An 18,516-nucleotide genomic window follows, 5' to 3' on the forward strand; every position below is an offset into this window, starting at 1 on the left:
ACGAAGGAAGGACCCCAATGACCGACCTGATCACGATCGCCAACGACCACCTCACCGCGCAGATCAACCCACTGGGTGCCGAGCTCACGTCGCTCAAGGACGCAGACGGCCGCGAGCTGATGACCGACGCCGACCCGGCCTATTGGACCGGCCACGCGCCGATCCTCTTCCCCGTCGTCGGTCGCCCCTACCGCGACACGATCCGCGTCGACGGCACCGAATATTCGATGAAGCAGCACGGCTTCGCCCGCCGCATGGCGTTCGCGGTATCCGAGCAGCAGCCGGGATCTGTCGCCTTCACGCTCGAGGCGACGCCCGAGACGCGTGTGGTCTATCCGTTCGATTTCCGGCTGACGGTGACGTTCGCGCTGGTCGACGCGACGCTGAGCGTCGACGTCGCGATCACCAACCCCGCCGCGCAGCCGCTTCCGGCGAGCTTCGGTTTCCACCCCGCCTTCGCCTGGCCGCTGCCTTACGGGGAGGATCGCGCCGACCACCGCATCGTCTTCTCGGCCGACGAGCCCGACACGCTGCGCATGATCGCCGACGACGGCACGATCGCGGAGGGGGAGCGGCCCTCGCCGCTGGAGGGACGGACGCTGCCTCTGCACGATGCGCTGTTCGCCAAGGATGCGCTGGTCTGGGATTCGGTCCGGTCCGACTCGGTCACCTACGGTGCCGAGACCGGCCCGCAGCTGCGGATCGATTTCCCCGACACGCCGATGCTCGGCCTCTGGACCAAGCCCGGCGCGGTCTATGTCTGTGTCGAGCCGTGGCACGGCATTGCCGACCCCGAGGGCTATGACGGCGACTTCCGCGCCAAGCCCGGCGTGTTCGAGATCGCTGCAGGCGCCACAAAGAGCATCGCACTCCGCGTAACGCTGCTCCGCTAAAAGCCCCTCCCTTTCAGGGAAGGGGTTGGGGTGGGGCATAGCCGCAAGCGCCAAGCCCGTGGTGAGACCCCACCCCCAGCCCCTCCCCTGAAGGGGAGGGGAGTAGGTCTCGCTGCTACGGCCCCCCTGTCCTCCGGCCCCCGCATCTGCCAAGAGCGGCAGCATGACCGCCGGACTCCCGGCCCAACCTTCTTTGCGAGCCGAGACAGGCTCCCCGGATCCACGCCATGACCCAATTTCCCCGCCGCACCTTCGCGATCATCTCGCATCCTGACGCCGGCAAGACCACGCTGACCGAGAAGCTCCTCTATTTCGGCGGCGCAATCCATCTTGCGGGCGAGGTGAAGGCGCGCGGCCAGAACCGGCGCGCGCGATCCGACTGGATGAAGATCGAGCAGCAGCGCGGCATCTCGGTCACGTCGTCGGTAATGACGTTCGAACGCCAGGGAATCACCTTCAACCTGCTCGACACGCCGGGCCATGAGGACTTCTCCGAGGACACCTACCGCACGCTGACCGCGGTCGACTCGGCCGTCATGGTGATCGACGCCGCCAAGGGCATCGAGCCGCAGACGCGGAAGCTGTTCGAGGTCTGCCGCCTGCGCAACGTGCCGATCATCACCTTCGTCAACAAGGTCGACCGCGAGGGGCGCGACCCGTTCTCGCTGCTCGACGAGGTGGCCGAGATGCTCCAGCTCGACGTCTGCCCGATGAGCTGGCCGGTCGGCATGGGAGGCGAGTTCGAGGGCGTATACGACCTCTACGCCAATACTTTGAGCCGCCCCGAAGGCGACAGCCGCGAATTCATGGGCAAGGCGATCCCGTTCGCCGGCATCGACGACCCGGAGTTGGCCAAGATCCTCAGCCCCGAAGCGATGATCCGCCTGTACGACGAAGCCGAACTCGCGCAGGGCGGCTATTCGAGTTTCGACGCCGACGCCTATCGCGCAGGCAATCTGACGCCGGTCTATTTCGGCTCGGCACTCAAGGATTTCGGTGTCGCCGAGCTGATCGCAGCGCTCGCCGACTACGCCCCGCCACCGCGCGCGCAGCCGGCCGAGCCCGCCCCCATCTCCCCCGACGAAAGCGAAGTCACCGGCTTCGTGTTCAAGGTGCAGGCAAACATGGATCCCAACCACCGCGACCGGATCGCGTTCATGCGGCTGTGCTCGGGCGTGTTCAAGCGCGGCATGAAGCTGACCCCCACAGGTCACGGCAAGCCGATCGCAGTCCATTCGCCGATCCTCTTCTTCGCGCAGAACCGCGAGCTGGCGGACGAGGCGTTTCCGGGCGACATCATAGGCATCCCCAACCACGGCACGCTGCGCGTCGGCGATACGCTGAGCGAACGCGCCGCGATCCGCTTCACCGGCCTGCCGAACTTCGCCCCTGAAATCCTGCGCCGCGTCGTGCTGAAGGATTTCACCAAGACCAAGCAGTTGCGGAAAGCGCTCGACGACATGGCCGAGGAGGGGGTGACGCAGGTCTTCTACCCCGACATCGGCTCGAACTGGATTATCGGCGTCGTCGGGCAGCTCCAGCTCGAGGTGCTGCTCTCGCGCCTCGACGCAGAGTACAAGGTCGCGGCCGGGCTCGAGCCGGCGCCGTACGAGACCGCACGCTGGATATCGGCGGAAGACCCGCAGGAGCTCAAGACCTTCGCCGAGATCAACCGCGGCGCAATGGCGAAGGATCGCGACGGGAACCCGGTGTTCCTCGCCAAAAGCGCGTGGGAGGTGAACTACATCGCCGACCGCTATTCAAAGATCCGCTTCGCCGCGACCCGCGAACGGTAAGGGACCGCCATCGATCGTCATCCCCGCCCGCGCGAGGATGACGAACCGGCAGGCATGCGGATCAATCCGCGGCCAGGGCCTCGGCGAGCATGTCGCGGATCGCGCGCAGTGCCGTGATCGGCGTCTCGGCGGGCGCAACGATCTCGGGAGCGACTGCGGGCGGTGCGCCCTTTTCGGCGGCCAGCAGCTGCTGGACGCCGCGCACGGTATAGCCGTCGCGATTGAGCAGCTGGTCGATCCGGCGCACCAGCGCGACGTCCTCGACGCGGTAATAGCGCCGATTCCCGGCACGCTGGAGCGGTCGGAGCTGGGGGAAACGCGTTTCCCAATAGCGCAGGATATGCTGTGGCAAGCCGGTATCGTTCGACAGTTCGCCGATGGTCCGGAATGCGGTACTGGCCTTGCCGGAACTGTCCGGCATCGCGTGCCTCAGCCTGCGCCGACGATGCGTTCGCGCATCATCTGGCTTGCGCGGAACGTCAGCACGCGGCGCGGTGCGATCGGCACCTCGACGCCCGTCTTGGGGTTGCGACCGATGCGCTCGCCCTTGTCGCGCAGGACGAACGTACCAAAGCCCGAAATCTTGACATTCTGCCCGCTGGTCAGTGCTTCGCACATCTCGGTCAGGATCTGTTCGACGACTTTTGAAGCATCCGATCGCGAAAGTCCGATTTCGCGATGAAGCGATTCGGCTAGATCGGCTCGTGTCAGCGTACCCGTCATTGTCATTCCGAAACTCCCACACCCATTGCGGTACCTACACAAGCAGCGTGATCATCGGAAGAGCTTTATCGGACAAATTGCAACTGGCTTTCAGTTGCGTTTAGAAGCGGATGACCGCCGCACCCCAAGTAAAGCCGCCACCCATCGCCTCGAGCACGACGATCTGGCCCTGCTGGATCCGTCCGTCACGGACCGCCACGTCGAGCGCGAGCGGTACCGACGCCGCGGAGGTGTTGGCATGCTGGTCGACGGTGACGACGACACGCTCGGGGGCAAGGCCCAGCTTGCGCGCGGTCGCGTCGAGGATCCGGGCATTCGCCTGGTGTGGCACGACCCAGTCGACCTGGTCCGCGGACAGGCCCGCCATCGCCAGCGATTCGGTCATGACGGCGGCGAGGTTGGTCACTGCGTGACGAAACACCTCGCGGCCCTTCATCCTGAGCTTGCCGACCGTCCCGGTCGTCGAGACGCCGCCATCGACATAGAGAAGCTGGTTGTGTCGCCCGTCGGCATGCAGCTTGGTGGTCAGGATCCCGCGACCGTCCGCATCGGCGGTGTCCTGCGCCTCGAGCACGATCGCGCCCGCACCGTCGCCGAACAGGACGCAGGTCGTGCGATCCTCCCAGTCGAGGATCCGGCTGAACGTCTCGGCGCCGATCACCAGCGCGCGCTTGGCGACGCCGCTGCGAATCATGCTGTCGACGACCTGAACCGCGTAGAGAAAGCCCGAACACACGGCGGCGACGTCGAACGCGACGCAGTCGTCGATCCCGAGCATCGCCTGCACCTTGGTCGCGCTGGCGGGGAAGGTCTGGTCGGGCGTCGCGGTGGCGAGCACGATCAGGTCGACGTCCTGCGCGTCTACGCCTGCTGCAGCGAGAGCCGCGCGGCAGGCATCCGCCGCCAGAGTCGCGGTCGTCTCGCCTTCGCCGGCGATATGGCGGAATCGGATGCCGGTGCGCTCGACGATCCATTCGTCGCTGGTGTCGACCTGTTCCGCCAGCTGCGCATTCGAGACGCGGCGGACCGGCAGGGCCGATCCGGTGCCGGTAATGACCGAACGGATCATGCGGCTTCCTTGACGTTGCCCAGATCGTCGCTGATCCGGCGGACGAGGTCGTTTCTCACCATCTTGGCGGCATTGCCGATCGCCGTCGCCACGCCGCGCTCATTGGCGCCGCCATGGCTTTTGACGACGATGCCGTTGAGCCCGAGAAACACCGCGCCGTTGTGATTATTGGGATCGAGATGATCGCGCAGCAATTCGGTCGCGGGCTTCGAAATCAGGAAGCCGAGCTTCGACCGGACCGAGCTGCGGAACGCGCGCTTGAGCAGGTCGGCGACGAATCGCGCGGTGCCCTCGGCGGTCTTGAGCGCGATATTGCCCGAAAAGCCGTCACACACGACGACGTCGACATCGCCGCGCGACAGCCGGTCGCCTTCGATGAAGCCGGTGAAATCCATGTCGAGCTTGGGCGTCGCGCGCAGCATGGCGGCGGCTTCGCGAATCTCGTCGGTGCCCTTCATGTCCTCGCTGCCGATATTGAGCAGCGCGACACGCGGATGCGCGATGTCGAGCGCGGTCCGTGCATAGGCGCCGCCCATGATCGCGAACTGGACGAGGTTGCGCGCGTCGCACTCGGTATTCGCACCAAGGTCGAGCATCACCATGTCGGTGTCGCCAAGCGTCGGAAGGCGCGCGGCGAGCGCGGGCCGATCAATGCCCGGCAGGGTCCTGAGCGACAGCTTCGCCATCGCCATCAGCGCGCCGGTATTGCCGCTCGAGACCGCGGCTGCGGCACGCCCCTTTTTGACGAGATCGATGGCGATGCCCATCGATGTCGTCTTGGCGCGACGAATCGCCTGGCTCGGCTTGTCGCTCGAGCCAACCACCTCGGGGGCGTGGACGATCTCGGAGTTGAGTTCGAGATTCGGATGGGCTTTCAGCCCGTCGCGAATCGCGGTTTCGTCACCGACCAGCAGGAAATGCATGCCGTCAAACTGGCGTCGCGCACGCGCGACACCCGCCAGCATTACCGCCAGCCCGTCATCGCCACCCATCGCATCGACGGCGATCCAGGCGCTGTCGGGCATGCTCACGTCCTTCGCTCAGGTAAGGGCTCAGCCCTCGACCGAAAGGATTTCGCGACCGTTGTAATGGCCGCAAGACGTGCAGAGGTTGTGCGGGCGCTTGAGTTCGCCACAGTTCGGGCACTCCTGAAATGCCGCGATCGTCAGCGAATCGTGGCCACGGCGCATGCCGCGCTTGGAGGGCGAGGTTTTTCTCTTGGGGACGGCCATTTCGGCACCTTGTTCTTTATAAAGGTCGGGGCTCCGATAGGCCCGGACGAAGGAGTCGGCAACCGACTGTTAAGGTCGGCCGCGTGAGCTACCATACGGCCTGACGCATCGCGAAGCGTGGCGCTATAGCGATAATCGCCTGCGTTGCAAGCATGGTGGCACAGTGGCACGACCCGCGCACACCGGAAACATCGAGGAATAAGCTGCATGATCCTGCCCGTAACCCTGACGATCGCTGCTGCGGCCGCGGTCATCAATCTCTGGCTGGCCTTCCGCATCGTGCCGACTCGCCTCAAGGACAATGTCCTGCTGGGCGACAATGGCAATCCGGTCCTGCAGGGGCGGATGCGCGCGCAGGCGAATTTCGTCGAATATGCGCCCTTCATCCTGATCCTGTTCGCGCTGATCGAACTGGGTGGCGGATCACCCCGCTGGTTGTGGATCGCCGGAGTCGTTTTCGTCGTCGCGCGAATCGCGCACGCCTTCGGCATGGACAAGACGACGTCGAACCTGCCGCGCGCGGGTGGCGCACTCGCAACCTGGGCGCTGATGGCGCTGCTCGCGGGCTGGGCCCTCGCGATCGCCTATCAGGCCGGTGCCACGCCGTCGGTCACGACGTTCCAGACCGCACCGATCGAGGGTCGCGCATGAGCATCGTCCGGAATGTCGCCGCCCTCCTCGCCACGCCGATGCTGCTCGCGGTCGCGACGCCCGGCCTCGCGAAGGACGGCCCGGCGCGGGACGCCATCTCGCCCGAGCGCCTGTCCGCCGATGTCAGGACGCTGGCGTCGGACGCGTTCGAGGGGCGGGCACCGGGAACCGCAGGCGAAACCAGGACGATCGACTGGCTCATCGCGCAGTTCAAGGCGATGAAGCTGTCGCCGGGCGGGCCGGACGGCAGCTGGACGCAGGCGGTGCCGCTGGTCCACACGCGGCTGGGGCAGGGCAGCGTGCGCGCCGGGGCAACGCCACTGGTCCAGGGCCGCGACGTCTATCTCAGCACGGTGCGCGGGGTCGACCGCGTCGCGATCGCCGACGCGCCGATGGTCTTTGTTGGCTACGGCGTCACCGCCCCTGAACGCGGCTGGGACGACTTCAAGGGTCTCGACCTCAAGGGCAAGGTCGCGGTCTTCCTGGTCAACGACCCCGATTTCGAGGCGGTGGCGGGCGATGATGCGAAGGGCCGGTTCGGCGATCGGCGCATGACCTATTATGGACGCTGGACCTACAAGTTCGAGGAGGCCGCACGGCGCGGCGCGGTGGGGGCGCTGATCGTCCACGACACGCCGGGTGCCGGCTATGGCTGGGCGACGGTCACCGCACCCGCGGGCGAGAATTACGACATCGTGCGCGAGGATCCGGCCTCGCGCGTGCTGCTGCAGGGGTGGATCGAAGGGGCCGCCGCGACCCGGCTCTTTGCCGCCTCCGGTCAGGACCTCGCCACGTTGCGCAAGGCCGCGCGGCGCAGCGATTTCCGCCCCGTCGCGCTGAAGCAGCGGTTCACGACCGACCTTCCCGTTCGTCATGACACGGCGGAGAGCCGCAACGTGCTGGCGATGCTGCCCGGCAAGACCCGTCCCGACGAAGTGGTGATGTTCGAGGCGCACTGGGATGCGTATGGCGTCGGCGCGCCCGATGCGCAGGGGCGCACGATCCGCCCGGGTGCCAATGACGACGCGCTCGGCGTCGCGGGCGTGCTTGGCCTCGCCCGCCGCTTTGCCGCCGCGCCGCGCACCGACCGCAGCCTCGTCTTCGCATTGTGGAGCGGGGAGGAGCGGGGGCTGCTCGGGTCGGAAACCTATGCGGTGAGGCCGGTCTATCCCGCGGCGAAGACGGTCGCCAACCTGACGCTCGACATTCTCCAGACGGCGGGGCCTGCGCGCGACGTCCTGCTGGTCGGCGCGGGCCAGAACAGCCTCGAGGACATGCTGGGCGATGCCGCGAAGGCGCAGGGCCGGGTAGTGACCCCCGAAGCCCTCCCCGAACGGGGGCTGTTCTACCGCGCGGATCATTTCTCGGTCGCGCGGCGCGGCGTGCCGACGCTGTTGCTGATGGCGATCAGCGGCGCGTCCGACCTCGTGACCGGTGGTCGCCCGGCGGGGCAGGCGTGGCTCGACGGCTATATGAAATGCTATCACCAGACGTGCGACGCGTGGAGTGCGGACTGGGATCTGCGCGGCGCGGCGCAGGATGTCGGTCTGTTCCAGACGATCGGCACGAAGCTGGCGAACAGCCGGCTCTGGCCGGAGTGGCGCGACGAATCGGAGTTCAAGTCGGTTCGGGCTGAAAGCGCGGGGGAGCGGAAGTAGGACTCAACCCACATTCGCTACCACCCCGGCGAAGGCCGGGGTCCAGTTGGGAAGGTTGCAGTAACGGCGCGCTACCTCCGCCAATCTTGGTCCCCCAACTGGGCCCCGGCCTTCGCCGGGGTGGGGTGATTGGCGCGTTGGACATCTGCTTCCCGGTGTTCTCCCGCGTCCGCGGGAGAACCAGGACCTACGCCGCCAGCGCTCGATCGCTCACGAACAGGTTGGTCGCGCGCTCATGCGCGAACGTGCTCGCCGGGCCGTGCCCCGGGATGAAGCTCGTGTCGCTGCCCAGCGGCCACAGCTTTTCGACGATCGACGACAGCAGCACCCGGTGATTGCCGCCGGGCATGTCCGATCGTCCGACCGATCCCTGGAACAGCACGTCGCCGACCTGCGCGAATTTCGATGGCGCGTGATGGAAGATCACATGGCCTTCGGTGTGCCCCGGCGTTTCGTAGACATCGAGGACGAGATCGCCGACCGACACCCGGTCGCCCTCGACCAGCCACCGGTCGGGTTCGAAATTGACGCCGGCGATCCCGTATTTCGGCCCGTCCTGGTCGAGCCGCTGGAGCCAGAAGCGGTCTGCCTCGTGCGGCCCCTCGATCGGCACCGCCAGATCGTCGGCCAGCGCCTTCGCCTCGCCGGCATGGTCGATATGCCCGTGCGTCAGCAGGATCTTCTCGACGGTCACGCCCGCTTCCGCGATCGCCGCCTTGATTCGCGGCAGGTCGCCGCCGGGATCGACCACCGCCGCCTTCATCGTCGCAGTACACCACAGCAACGTGCAGTTCTGCTGGATCGGCGTGACGGGGATGATCGCGGCACGCAGCGGCGGCAGGGAGGTCTTTGTCATTCCGGCAAAATAGGGCGGCGGGCGGTTTCGGGCAATCGCCGCTTGCGGTTTGCCTGTCGCCCCGTGCATCAGTCGGCACGATGTGGACTGCGCCCTTCGTGCTGCTTGATGATGCCCGGGAGGCGGGGGCCCCCGCGCGCCTGTACGATCGGCCTGTCCGGGTCGTTCGCGCGGACACCCCCGATGCCGTGCAACCCGCGCTTGCGGAGATCCGTCGCGGACTGGCCGAGGGGCTGCATGCCGCGGGGATGCTGGCCTACGAAGCGGGGATGACGTTCGCGTCGCGTGCGGTCGATACCGGCCCGCCGGACGGCCCGTTGCTGTGGTTCGGCCTGTTCGAGCGCTACGAGACGATCCCCGCGGCGGCGCTGCCCGCGCTATTGCCCGATCCTGCCGGAATCTGGGTCGGGCCGCCGCAGCCGCAGATCGACCGCGAGGCCTATGATACGCGAATCGCACGGCTGCTCGCGCTGATCGCGGCGGGCGACATCTATCAGGCCAATCTGACCTTTGCCGCGACCGTGCCGTTCATCGGCGATCCCCGCGCGCTCTATGCCCGCCTCAGACGCCAGGCGCGTGCAGGCTATGGCGCGCTGATCGACACGGGCGACGAAACCTGTCTGTCGCTGTCGCCCGAACTGTTCTTCACGCTCGAGGGCGATCGGCTGACCTGTCGGCCGATGAAGGGCACCGCGCCGCGCGGCGCCACGCCCGATGTCGATCGCCGCCTTGCCCAGGAGCTGGCCGCCGATCCGAAGCAGCGCGCGGAAAATCTGATGATCGTCGACCTGATGCGCAACGATCTGTCGCAGGTCGCGCAGGGTGTCTCGGTCCCGGACCTGTTCACGGTGGAGACCTATCCGACCGTTCACCAGATGACGTCGACGGTGTCCGCGCGGCTGACCCCCGGCCGCGATGCGATCGATGTGCTCGCCGCGCTGTTCCCCTGCGGTTCGATCACCGGCGCACCCAAGCAACGCGCGATGGAGGTCATCGCAGAGGTCGAGCAGGCCCGCCCCCGCGGCCTCTATACCGGCGCAATCGGCCGGTTCGATCCGAGTGGCGACGCCGCGCTCAACGTCGCGATCCGCACGCTGACGGTGCGCGACGGTGACGCGGTGATGGGACTCGGCTCGGGGATCGTCGCGGACAGCGTCGCCGACCAGGAATGGCAGGAATGCGCGGACAAGGCGGCCTTCGTCACCGCCGGGCAGCGCAAGCTGGACCTGATCGAGACGATGGCGTTCGACCCCGAACACGGGGTGATGCGGCTCGAACTGCATCTCGCCCGGCTGACCGCGAGTGCTGCGGCGCTGGGGTTCAGCTTCGATCGTCACGCGGTTCGGAACGAGCTGCAGGCGGCGACCTTCCGGCTGCGCGGTCCGCGGCGGATCCGGCTGGTCGTCGCGGCATCGGGCGCGGTCGCGATCCAGGTCGGTCCGATGCCGGTCACGCCCGCGCAGATGACGGTCGCGATCGTCCCGCTGCCCGTCGCGCCCGCCGATATCCGGCTGCGCCACAAGACCAGCGACCGCGCCTTTTACGACGACGCGCGGCGTGCCGCGGGCACCACCGAAGTGGTGTTCGAGGCGCCCGACGGCTTCCTGACGGAGGGGAGCTTCACCTCGCTGTTCGTGCCGCGCGACGGGGTGCTGGTGACCCCGCCTGCGGGCGCGCTGATCCCCGGCGTGCTGCGCGCCGATCTGCTCGCCAGCGGCCAGGCGGTCGAGGGACGGTTGACGCGCGCCGACCTCGCCAACGGGTTCCGTATGGGAAATGCAGTGCGCGGGCTCGTTCCGGCCGTTGTTGCGGTTGCGAAATCAGGCGATCGCGGCGTATAGCCCGCGCGAATTCCGCAGGCGCCGCTGCGGTCAACCGCAGAGGTTTCACCATGCACGCATCCGCCGCCCTTGGCCGCATCAGCCCTTCGCCGACCCTCGCGATCACGTCGCGTGTGCTCGAACTGAAGCGCGCCGGCGTCGACGTGATCGGGCTGGGGGCGGGTGAACCCGATTTCGACACGCCCGACTTCGTCAAGGAGGCCGCGATCCAGGCGATTCGCGACGGCAAGACGAAATACACCAATGTCGACGGCACGATCGAGCTGAAGCAGGCGATCGCCGCCAAGTTCGCGCGCGACAACGGCCTGACCTATGCGACCGACCAGATCAGCGTGAACGTCGGCGGCAAGCACACCCTGTTTAACGCGATAATCGCGACGATCGACCCGGGCGACGAGGTCGTGATCCCCGCGCCCTATTGGGTCAGCTATCCCGACGTCGTGCAGTTCGCCGGCGGTGTGCCGGTGATCGTCAAGGCCGGCCCCGAGGTCGGCTACAAGCTCGCACCCGAGGCGCTCGACGCCGCAATCACGCCCAGGACCAAGTGGGTGATCCTCAACTCGCCGTCGAACCCGACCGGCGCCGGCTACACGATCGACGAGCTGAAGGCTCTGGGCGCGGTGCTCGCGAAGCACCCGCATGTCTGGATCTTCGCCGACGATATGTACGAGCATATCGTCTATGACGGCTTCAGGTTCGCGACGATCGCCGAGGCCTGCCCCGAGCTGTTCGAGCGCACGCTGACCGTCAATGGCTGTTCGAAGGCCTATGCGATGACCGGCTGGCGGATCGGCTATGCGGGCGGCGCAAGCTGGCTGATCAAGGCGATGGCCAAGCTCCAGTCGCAGTCGACCTCGAACCCGTGCTCGATCGCGCAGGCCGCCGCGGTCGCCGCACTGAACGGCGACCAGTCGTTCCTCGCCGAGCGCAACACCGCCTTCCAGGGCCGCCGCGACCTGGTCGTGTCGATGCTGAACGACATTGACGGCATGGAATGCCCGACGCCCGAGGGGGCGTTCTACGTCTATCCGTCGTTCGCCGCACTGATCGGCAAGTCGACGCCGAACGGTCGGCTGATCGACACCGACGAGGCGATGGTCGGCTATCTGCTCGACGATGCGAAGGTCGCAGTCGTTCAGGGCGCGGCGTTCGGCCTCAGCCCGGCGTTCCGGATCAGCTATGCCACGTCGGACACGCTGCTGCGCGAGGCCTGCACGCGGATCCAGACCGCCTGCGCCGCGCTGCGCTGATCCAGCGCGCCCCGGCAACATCGCGGACATGCCCGGACATCCGCCAGCAACCCTGCTGGCGGATGAACGGATTGGCCACTTCGCGTTAATCGACCGTTTCATAAAACGGCATTGTGAAGACGCGGCATCCCCACGACATGCTGGGTCGTAGCTGACGTGATCCACCGGGATCACGCCAAGTCTGATTTCAACAGGAGCGCATGATGCGCAATCTTATCAAGTCGAGCTTTCTCTGGCAGTTTACTGGCGGTTTTGTTCTGGGTGCGCTGGGTCTCCTTGCGTTCCAGCCCGCCGAGGCGACGCAGCCGGTGTATGGCGCGCCCGTGCACACCGCGCCCGCCCAGCGCTGAGCCTGCTGAATCCCGGTGATCGGTCGCCGAAAGGCATTCCGCGCCGGGGCTGGAAACGTCATCGAGACGCCCCACATGATCAACATGCACACGCCCCTTTTCGCAACGCTCGCCGCCGTCGGACTCGCCGGTGCGGTCATCGCCACCGGTTCTGCGCAGGCAGAGCGCGCGGTCATCATCCCGGCCGCAACCGTCGACGTCCCGCGGACGGGCGGCTTGCAGACCGCGGTGCTGGCGGGTGGCTGTTTCTGGGGGCTCGAGGCGGTGTTCGAGCATGTCCGCGGCGTCAAGGGCGTGACCGCAGGCTATGCCGGCGGGACCAAGGCGACGGCGAGCTATGAGCAGGTGTCGAGCGAAACCACGCGGCATGCCGAGGCGGTGCGGATCAGCTATGATCCCCGCGTCGTGAGCTACGCCACGCTGCTGCGCGTCTATTTTTCGATCGCGCATGATCCGACGCAGCGCAACCGCCAGGGTCCCGACAGCGGCACCAGCTATCGCTCCGCGATCTTCCCGCAGTCCCCGCAGCAGGCGCAGGTCGCACGCGCCTATATCTCACAACTCGGCCAGACGCGGGCGTTCGCGCGGCCGATCGTCACGACGCTCGAAACCGGCAGCTTCTATCCTGCCGAGGCCTATCATCAGGACTTTTTCAACCGGAACCCGACGCATCCCTACATCGTCGCCTGGGACAAGCCCAAGCTCGCGGCGTTCCGCAAGGCCTTCCCGACGATCGCCAGCTAACGCCGGCTGATCGCGTCAGGCTGACACGGCGATCCGCGCGTCCGCCGGTCGTGCCGCGACCGGAAACCGCAGCATCCGGTCCGCGACCGGTAACAGCGCCTGCGCACCAGTGCCCACTGCGCGGATGATCTCGGGATGGTCGACGTCCAGCCCGCCCGTCAGCGATCCGAAGGCCGGCAGGATCAGCTTGGTCTCGGTCGCGACGAAACACCGTCGCGCGACCTGCTTGCCGCGCAGCCGAAGCCGCAATTTGGGATGGAAATGGCCCGAGAGTTCGGGTCGGGTTTCACGGGGATCGGCCTCGTGGCGCAGCACCAGGCCATCGACGCAGGCCTCATCGACGACCGTGCCACCGCACCGGTCGAGGATCATCGGGTCATGATTGCCCGTGATCCAGGTCCAGTGCGTCTTTTGCGTCATGGCGCGCAGCATCTCCTGCGCGCGCTGCGGCAGCCGCTCGCAACCGTCGCTGTCGTGGAAACTGTCGCCGAGACACCAGATCTCGGTCGCGCCGGTCGCGTCGAGCACGGCGGCGAGTTCGGTCAAGGTCGCGATCGAATCATAAGGTGGCAGCATCTGGCCGCGGCTGGCGAACCAGCTCGCCTTCTCGAAATGCAGGTCGGCGACCAGCAAGGCGTGTCGCGCGGGCCAGTAAACCGCACCTGCCGCCAGCGCCGAAAGCGTGTGTCCGCCGAACGAAAAGGGAACCATCAGGTGGCCATGCCGTCGGTCGACGTTCGAATCAAGCGATTGTGCAGCGCAGCGTCGAACACTTGCGCATGGCTGCAATCGGCGTAAAGCGCGCCGTCCTATCAGGAGGAGCGCTTTTCGCGCCATGTCGTCCGTCGCCGGAACACCCCAGCCCGCTGAAACGTCCACCGATCTGTCGGCGGCGCATCTTCACCCGCACCCGGCGCTTGCCGCGCTGACCGTGGGGGCGATCGGCGTGGTGTTCGGCGATATCGGCACCAGCCCGCTCTATGCCTTCCGCGAAGCGCTCGGCCAGAGTGCTGCGGGCGGTATCGATCCGAGCGAGATTCTCGGCGTACTCAGCCTCGCGCTCTGGTCGCTGTTCCTCGTCGTCACCGTGAAATACGTCATCTTCCTGATGCGCGCGGACAATCAGGGCGAGGGCGGCGTGCTCGCGCTCGCGGCGCTCGCGCGGCGCGCGCTGGGGGTCCGGTCGAAGATCGCGATCGTGCTCGGGGCCGCCGGCGCGTCGCTGTTCTACGGCGACGCGATCATCACGCCGGCCTTGTCCGTCCTCTCGGCGATGGAAGGGCTGCGCACGATCCCGAGCGCGGCGCATATCTTCAACGAGGGCGTGGTGCGCGCGTTGACGATCGCGATTCTCATCGTCCTGTTCGTGATCCAGTCGCGCGGCACCGCGCATGTCTCGAAGCTGTTCGGTCCGGTCTGCATCGTCTGGTTCGTCGCGATCGGTGCGCTGGGCGTGTGGCATATCGCCGACGAACCCTCGATCGTCCGCGTCTTCTCGCCGACCTACGGCATCGCGTTTCTCGCGACCCACGGCGTCACCGGGCTGTTCGTGCTTGGCGCGGTGTTCCTGACCGTCACCGGAGCGGAAGCGCTGACCGCGGACATGGGCCATTTCGGCAAGATGCCGATCCGGATCGGCTGGTTCTTCCTGGTCTTTCCGGCGCTCGCGCTCAACTATCTCGGGCAAGGGGCGTTCGCGCTGTCGCAGCTCGAGGATGCCGCGCGTCGGGGCGTCCCGTTCGTCAATCAGGACTGGTTCTTCCTGATGGCGCCCGAACCACTGCGCCCCGCGCTGATCATCCTCGCGGGCTTCGCGACGGTGATCGCCAGCCAGGCGGTGATCACCGGCGCGTTCAGCCTGACGCAGCAGGCGATCCAGCTCGGCCTGCTGCCGCGGCTGCGCATCCGCCAGACATCGGCGGTGTTCGCCGGGCAGATCTACCTGCCCGCGATCAACTGGCTGCTGCTGATCGGCGTGCTGGTGCTGGTGATCCAGTTCAAGACCTCGTCGGCGATGGCCGCGGCATACGGTATCGCGGTGACCGGCACGATGGTAGTCACCACGCTGCTCGCCTATATCGTCGTGCGCCACCGCTGGAACTGGTCGCGGCCGCTGGCGCTCGCCGCGATCCTGCCGTTCCTCACGCTCGACCTGATCTTCTTCGGCGCGAACATCCTGCGCGTGATCGAGGGGGGCTGGGTGCCACTCGTGATCGCGGCGTCGATCGGGCTGATCATCTTCACCTGGGTGCGCGGCAAGAAGATCGTCAGCGCGTTCGAGAAGCGGCAGAGCATTCCGCTCAGCGATCTCGCCGCCGCGCTCGAGAAGCGCCCGCCCGAGCGTGTGTCGGGGACCGCGGTGTTCCTCACCGCCAATCCGCACGCGACGCCCGGCGCGCTGCTCCACAACCTGAAGCACAATAAGGTTCTGCACGAGCGCAACCTTATCGTCAGCATCCGCACCGCGGATCGCCCGTTCGTCGATCAGGCGGGCCGCGCCAAGGTCGAGCGGGTCGACGACAATTTCTCGATCGTCGTGCTGACCTACGGCTTCATGGAATCGCCCGACGTGCCGCGCGACCTTGGTGTCGGCGCGAAGACCGAGCAGCTCGGCCTCGACCCGATGCGGACGTCGTTCTTCATCGGCCGCAACACGCTCAAGCCCGACGCGGAAAAGGGCATGCCGCCCTGGCAGGACCGGATCTTCATGTTCCTGCAGCGCAACGCGAGCGATCCGACCGATTTCCTGCGGATCCCGCCGGGCAAGGTGCTCGAACTCGGCGAGCAGGTGACGGTCTAGACTCCCTCTCCCCTAGGGGGAGAGGGAAGGGGCCCGCACGGCGAAGCCGGGTGGGAAGGGTAAGGGGCTTGAGGCTACGGACGATGATCCCAATGCCCCTCACCCTTCCGTCGCCTGCGGCTCCTCCCTCCCTCTCCCCCGGGGGGAGAGGGACGAGCGGTCATCCCGCGAACGCCTTGACCAGATCGTACAGATAGTCGCGGCCGTCATAGAGCGATGCGATCCGGATCCGTTCGTTCAGGCCGTGGATCCCGCCCATGTCCTTGTCGATGAACACGCCCGGCGCGCCGTAAACCGGGATGCCGATCGCCTCGAAGAAGATCCCGTCGGTCGCGCCGGTCGACATCAGCGGCAGGATCGGCAGTCCGGGGAAGTGCTTGGCCGCGACCTTGGTTACCGGGCCCATGATCTTGGGGTCGAGCGTCGGCGGGATCGCGGTCGGCCGGACCGGCTGGTTCGCGGTCACGCTCACCTTGGCACCCGCGAGCGACTTCAGCTTCGCCAGCGTGCCGTCGACCGTCTCGCCGGGAAAGATCCGGCAGTTCACATTCGCGGTCGCGCGCTGCGGCAGCGCGTTTTCGGCATGGCCCGCACTCAGCAGCGTCGCGACACAGGTGGTGCGCAGCGTCGAATGCATCGCCTTGTCGCGGCTGACGATCGCATCCGCCGCCTTGTCCTGCGGATTGGCGAGCAGCCGCGTGATCGCGTCGCCCATCGTGCCCGGCATCGCCTTTGCGCTCGCGGCGAAGAAGGCGCGCGTCGTGTCGGTGAAGGTCACGGGGAATTCATGGCCCTGCACCGCCTTCACCGCGTCAGCGAGTTCGTAGATCGCATTGTCGGGCGTCGGCTGCGAGCTGTGCCCGCCGGGATTGGTTGCGGTGAAGGTGTAATTCTGCGCGGCCTTTTCACCGACCTGGATCGCCAGCAGCTGGCGCTTGCCAGTATCGTCGAGCCGCCCGCCGCCGCCCTCGTTCAACGCGAATTCCGCGGCGATCAGATCGGGCTTGCTCGCGGCGAGATATTGCGCGCCGTTCCACGCGAAGGTCGTCTCCTCGCCACAGGTCAGCGCGAGCTTGATCGTCCGCTTCGGCGTGTAGCCCGACGTCTTGAAGCGGATCATCGCGTCGGACCAGATCGCCGCCTGCGCCTTGTCGTCGACGGTGCCGCGCGCATAATAATAGCCGCCCTCCTCGATCAGCGTGAACGGATCGCGCACCCAGTCCTCGCGCTTGGCCTCGACGACGTCGAGATGGCCGAGCAGCAGCATCGGCTTGATCGACGCGTCCGACCCCTTCAGCACCGCGACCAGCCCGCCATCCTTGGGATGCTCGGGCACCGAGAAATAGGTGATGTCGGCATCGGCATAGCCCGCGCTTTTCAGCCGCGCGCCGATCTGCGCGGCGGCTTGGGTGCAGCTGCCCGAGGACAGCGTCGTGTTGGTCTCGACCAGCTCCTTGTAGAGACCGAAGAACGCCTTCTGGTCGGGGCGGCTTTGTGCAAATCCCGTACCGGGCATGGTGACGACGCTCGCCGTCAGCATCATCCCCGCCATCACCCTGCTTACAGCGCGCATCGTCATCCCCTTGATCGTTTATTGCAGCAGCGTTGCAGCGAATGATCGATCACGCAACCTCAACGCGGCGTGACATTGCGCGGCAGGGCAAGCCGCACCTCGCGATTGGCAAAGTCGATGTCGACGCGCCGGAACAACGTCAGCGCATCCATGCCGAGCAGGATCGCGGGCCGGTCCGCCAGCCCGAACTGGCGAAAGGGCGGGGCGTCGACGGCCGTCAGCGCGATCGGCAGGCTGGTGATCGTCAGGCTGCCGATCATGACGCGATCGATCGTCGAATAGTCCGCCATCACCGTCTGTCCGGTAACACCGGTCAGCGCGATCGATTGCGACCGGACCGGCTTGCGCAACAGCTTGCGGCGCAACGCGGCATTGCCCATGCTGACCGATGACCCGGTATCGATGATCACGCGGATCCGGACGCCGTTGCAATAGGCGTCGGTGACGACGAGCTGGCCGAACAGGCTGCGTGCCCGGACGACGATCTCGCCCCGCTCGGTCCGCTCGGTCCGCTCGCGGCGGTTGCGCCGGCGCGCGGGCGTCACGGTCATCGTGCGGGTGTCGAAATCGATTCCCACCGCACGTCCCTGCAGCGTGTCGATCCCCAGCAGCCCCAGCGCGCCCAGATTCTGCGCGGCGATTGCGGGCGCTTCGATTGCCGGGCTGTCGATCGTGCCGACCCGCAGCGCCGGGATGATCACGGTCGCGACGCTGTCCGATCCGGTCATGCCCGTGACGCGGACGATCCGGCCGGGCGCAAGCCGCAACACCGCCGCAAGCTCGCGTGAGATCACAGTGCGTTGTGCGCCGGTATCGACGACGAACTTCTGCGGACTGGTGCCCGCGATCGACACGGGCACGGTCATCCTGCTCTCGTCCTGCCCGAACAGCATCACCGTGTTTGCTGCAGATGCTGCATCATCGACCGGCGCAGCATAAGCGGGCGGGGCGGCGGGTTGCGAGATAGGGTCGGGGGCAGACTGCTGGGCCGCAGCCGGGGCAGCGATGATGAGCAACACCGGGCCTGACCACCTGCGCATGATCCGATGCTGCGCCCGAAACCGACGGACGACAAGTCGT

At 66.9% G+C, this 18,516-nt stretch carries 18 protein-coding genes; 9 read left to right on the forward strand and 9 right to left on the reverse strand.

From position 1 onward, the window contains the following. Nucleotides 1–17: 17 nt before the first annotated feature. Nucleotides 18–893: an aldose 1-epimerase family protein gene (locus tag NEF64_RS01975; protein ID WP_252574572.1), complete on the forward strand. Its 876-nt coding sequence runs from the start codon at nt 18–20 to the stop codon at nt 891–893. A gap of 227 nt (nt 894–1,120) precedes the next feature. Continuing rightward, nucleotides 1,121–2,689 carry a peptide chain release factor 3 gene (locus tag NEF64_RS01980; RefSeq protein ID WP_056406754.1) on the forward strand — a complete coding sequence of 523 codons (1,569 nt, stop codon included), beginning with the start codon at nt 1,121–1,123 and terminating at the stop codon, nt 2,687–2,689. Between the two features lie 61 nt (nt 2,690–2,750). Here the strand turns inward: NEF64_RS01980 and NEF64_RS01985 are convergent, their stop codons facing one another. The 5 genes from NEF64_RS01985 to rpmF all read right to left on the reverse strand — a co-directional run bounded on the left by NEF64_RS01985 (nt 2,751) and on the right by rpmF (nt 5,713). Continuing rightward, nucleotides 2,751–3,110 carry a MerR family transcriptional regulator gene (locus tag NEF64_RS01985; RefSeq protein WP_031395327.1) on the reverse strand — a complete coding sequence of 120 codons (360 nt, stop codon included), beginning with the start codon at nt 3,108–3,110 and terminating at the stop codon, nt 2,751–2,753. A gap of 8 nt (nt 3,111–3,118) precedes the next feature. Further along, nucleotides 3,119–3,418, reverse strand: coding sequence for an integration host factor subunit alpha (locus tag NEF64_RS01990; protein ID WP_031395326.1), 300 nt, complete (start codon nt 3,416–3,418; stop codon nt 3,119–3,121). Between the two features lie 94 nt (nt 3,419–3,512). Continuing rightward, complete coding sequence (locus NEF64_RS01995) at nt 3,513–4,481, reverse strand: beta-ketoacyl-ACP synthase III (protein WP_056406756.1); 969 nt, start codon at nt 4,479–4,481, stop codon at nt 3,513–3,515. After that, nucleotides 4,478–5,506: a phosphate acyltransferase PlsX gene (gene plsX / locus NEF64_RS02000; protein WP_031395324.1), complete on the reverse strand. Its 1,029-nt coding sequence runs from the start codon at nt 5,504–5,506 to the stop codon at nt 4,478–4,480. Before plsX ends, NEF64_RS01995 begins: the two co-directional genes overlap by 4 nt. 27 nt (nt 5,507–5,533) lie before the next feature. Beyond that, the gene (gene rpmF / locus NEF64_RS02005; protein ID WP_031438822.1) at nt 5,534–5,713 is read right to left on the reverse strand and encodes a 50S ribosomal protein L32; all 180 of its coding nucleotides are present in this window, start codon (nt 5,711–5,713) and stop codon (nt 5,534–5,536) included. Nucleotides 5,714–5,920: 207 nt separating this feature from the next. Between rpmF and NEF64_RS02010 the strand changes: the two genes are divergently transcribed. Then, the gene (locus NEF64_RS02010) at nt 5,921–6,364 is read left to right on the forward strand and encodes an MAPEG family protein (RefSeq protein WP_056406758.1); all 444 of its coding nucleotides are present in this window, start codon (nt 5,921–5,923) and stop codon (nt 6,362–6,364) included. A 38-nt stretch (nt 6,365–6,402) separates the two neighbouring features. After that, entirely contained in the window at nt 6,403–8,022 is a 1,620-nt protein-coding gene (locus NEF64_RS02015; protein WP_056407404.1) for a M28 family metallopeptidase, read from the forward strand. Between the two features lie 187 nt (nt 8,023–8,209). On the opposite strand, the gene NEF64_RS02020 is transcribed toward NEF64_RS02015, so the two are convergent. After that, a complete protein-coding gene (locus NEF64_RS02020) occupies nt 8,210–8,878 on the reverse strand; it encodes an MBL fold metallo-hydrolase (RefSeq protein WP_031394761.1) in 669 nt (222 codons plus the stop codon). A gap of 80 nt (nt 8,879–8,958) precedes the next feature. Between NEF64_RS02020 and pabB the strand changes: the two genes are divergently transcribed. The 4 genes from pabB (at nt 8,959) to msrA (ending at nt 13,063) form a co-directional block, all read left to right on the forward strand. Beyond that, the gene (gene pabB, locus NEF64_RS02025) at nt 8,959–10,719 is read left to right on the forward strand and encodes an aminodeoxychorismate synthase component I (protein ID WP_056406760.1); all 1,761 of its coding nucleotides are present in this window, start codon (nt 8,959–8,961) and stop codon (nt 10,717–10,719) included. Between the two features lie 50 nt (nt 10,720–10,769). Next, nucleotides 10,770–11,969 carry a pyridoxal phosphate-dependent aminotransferase gene (locus NEF64_RS02030; protein WP_056406762.1) on the forward strand — a complete coding sequence of 400 codons (1,200 nt, stop codon included), beginning with the start codon at nt 10,770–10,772 and terminating at the stop codon, nt 11,967–11,969. Nucleotides 11,970–12,169: 200 nt separating this feature from the next. Further along, on the forward strand, nt 12,170–12,319 hold the full coding sequence (locus tag NEF64_RS02035; RefSeq protein ID WP_192008216.1) for a hypothetical protein: 150 nt from the start codon (nt 12,170–12,172) through the stop codon (nt 12,317–12,319). 84 nt (nt 12,320–12,403) lie between these two features. Next, nucleotides 12,404–13,063 carry a peptide-methionine (S)-S-oxide reductase MsrA gene (msrA, locus tag NEF64_RS02040; RefSeq protein ID WP_056407405.1) on the forward strand — a complete coding sequence of 220 codons (660 nt, stop codon included), beginning with the start codon at nt 12,404–12,406 and terminating at the stop codon, nt 13,061–13,063. Between the two features lie 15 nt (nt 13,064–13,078). Here msrA and pdeM read toward each other — a convergent pair whose 3' ends face one another. Beyond that, nucleotides 13,079–13,774, reverse strand: a complete 696-nt coding sequence (gene pdeM, locus NEF64_RS02045; RefSeq protein WP_056406764.1) for a ligase-associated DNA damage response endonuclease PdeM — start codon at nt 13,772–13,774, stop codon at nt 13,079–13,081. Between the two features lie 124 nt (nt 13,775–13,898). Here pdeM and NEF64_RS02050 point away from each other — a divergent pair, with 124 nt between their 5' ends. Beyond that, complete coding sequence (locus NEF64_RS02050; protein WP_056406766.1) at nt 13,899–15,863, forward strand: potassium transporter Kup; 1,965 nt, start codon at nt 13,899–13,901, stop codon at nt 15,861–15,863. 160 nt (nt 15,864–16,023) lie between these two features. Here the strand turns inward: NEF64_RS02050 and NEF64_RS02055 are convergent, their stop codons facing one another. Together NEF64_RS02055 and NEF64_RS02060 are read right to left on the reverse strand one after the other, a co-directional pair. Continuing rightward, nucleotides 16,024–17,415: a M20/M25/M40 family metallo-hydrolase gene (locus NEF64_RS02055; RefSeq protein WP_414711880.1), complete on the reverse strand. Its 1,392-nt coding sequence runs from the start codon at nt 17,413–17,415 to the stop codon at nt 16,024–16,026. A gap of 80 nt (nt 17,416–17,495) precedes the next feature. Next, nucleotides 17,496–18,455 carry an aspartyl protease family protein gene (locus tag NEF64_RS02060; protein WP_235516397.1) on the reverse strand — a complete coding sequence of 320 codons (960 nt, stop codon included), beginning with the start codon at nt 18,453–18,455 and terminating at the stop codon, nt 17,496–17,498. Nucleotides 18,456–18,516 lie beyond the last annotated feature (61 nt).

The sequence above is a fragment of the Sphingomonas aerolata genome (assembly GCF_023935825.1).
In the GTDB taxonomy this organism is placed as follows: Bacteria; Pseudomonadota; Alphaproteobacteria; order Sphingomonadales; family Sphingomonadaceae; genus Sphingomonas; species Sphingomonas aerolata.

Excerpts from the sequence above, each read along its gene's own strand:
- msrA (WP_056407405.1), top strand. The coding sequence starts at position 12,404 with ATGCACACGCCCCTTTTCGCAACGCTCGCCGCCGTCGGACTCGCCGGT.
- plsX (WP_031395324.1), bottom strand. The coding sequence starts at position 5,506 with ATGCCCGACAGCGCCTGGATCGCCGTCGATGCGATGGGTGGCGATGAC.
- NEF64_RS02015 (WP_056407404.1), top strand. The coding sequence starts at position 6,403 with ATGCTGCTCGCGGTCGCGACGCCCGGCCTCGCGAAGGACGGCCCGGCG.
- NEF64_RS02020 (WP_031394761.1), bottom strand. The coding sequence starts at position 8,878 with ATGACAAAGACCTCCCTGCCGCCGCTGCGTGCCGCGATCATCCCCGTC.
- pabB (WP_056406760.1), top strand. The coding sequence starts at position 8,959 with ATGTGGACTGCGCCCTTCGTGCTGCTTGATGATGCCCGGGAGGCGGGG.
- NEF64_RS01995 (WP_056406756.1), bottom strand. The coding sequence starts at position 4,481 with ATGATCCGTTCGGTCATTACCGGCACCGGATCGGCCCTGCCGGTCCGC.
- NEF64_RS02050 (WP_056406766.1), top strand. The coding sequence starts at position 13,899 with ATGTCGTCCGTCGCCGGAACACCCCAGCCCGCTGAAACGTCCACCGAT.
- NEF64_RS02030 (WP_056406762.1), top strand. The coding sequence starts at position 10,770 with ATGCACGCATCCGCCGCCCTTGGCCGCATCAGCCCTTCGCCGACCCTC.
- NEF64_RS01980 (WP_056406754.1), top strand. The coding sequence starts at position 1,121 with ATGACCCAATTTCCCCGCCGCACCTTCGCGATCATCTCGCATCCTGAC.
- rpmF (WP_031438822.1), bottom strand. The coding sequence starts at position 5,713 with ATGGCCGTCCCCAAGAGAAAAACCTCGCCCTCCAAGCGCGGCATGCGC.
- NEF64_RS02010 (WP_056406758.1), top strand. The coding sequence starts at position 5,921 with ATGATCCTGCCCGTAACCCTGACGATCGCTGCTGCGGCCGCGGTCATC.
- NEF64_RS02035 (WP_192008216.1), top strand. The coding sequence starts at position 12,170 with ATGATGCGCAATCTTATCAAGTCGAGCTTTCTCTGGCAGTTTACTGGC.
- NEF64_RS01975 (WP_252574572.1), top strand. The coding sequence starts at position 18 with ATGACCGACCTGATCACGATCGCCAACGACCACCTCACCGCGCAGATC.
- pdeM (WP_056406764.1), bottom strand. The coding sequence starts at position 13,774 with ATGGTTCCCTTTTCGTTCGGCGGACACACGCTTTCGGCGCTGGCGGCA.
- NEF64_RS01985 (WP_031395327.1), bottom strand. The coding sequence starts at position 3,110 with ATGCCGGACAGTTCCGGCAAGGCCAGTACCGCATTCCGGACCATCGGC.
- NEF64_RS02055 (WP_414711880.1), bottom strand. The coding sequence starts at position 17,415 with ATGGCGGGGATGATGCTGACGGCGAGCGTCGTCACCATGCCCGGTACG.
- NEF64_RS01990 (WP_031395326.1), bottom strand. The coding sequence starts at position 3,418 with ATGACAATGACGGGTACGCTGACACGAGCCGATCTAGCCGAATCGCTT.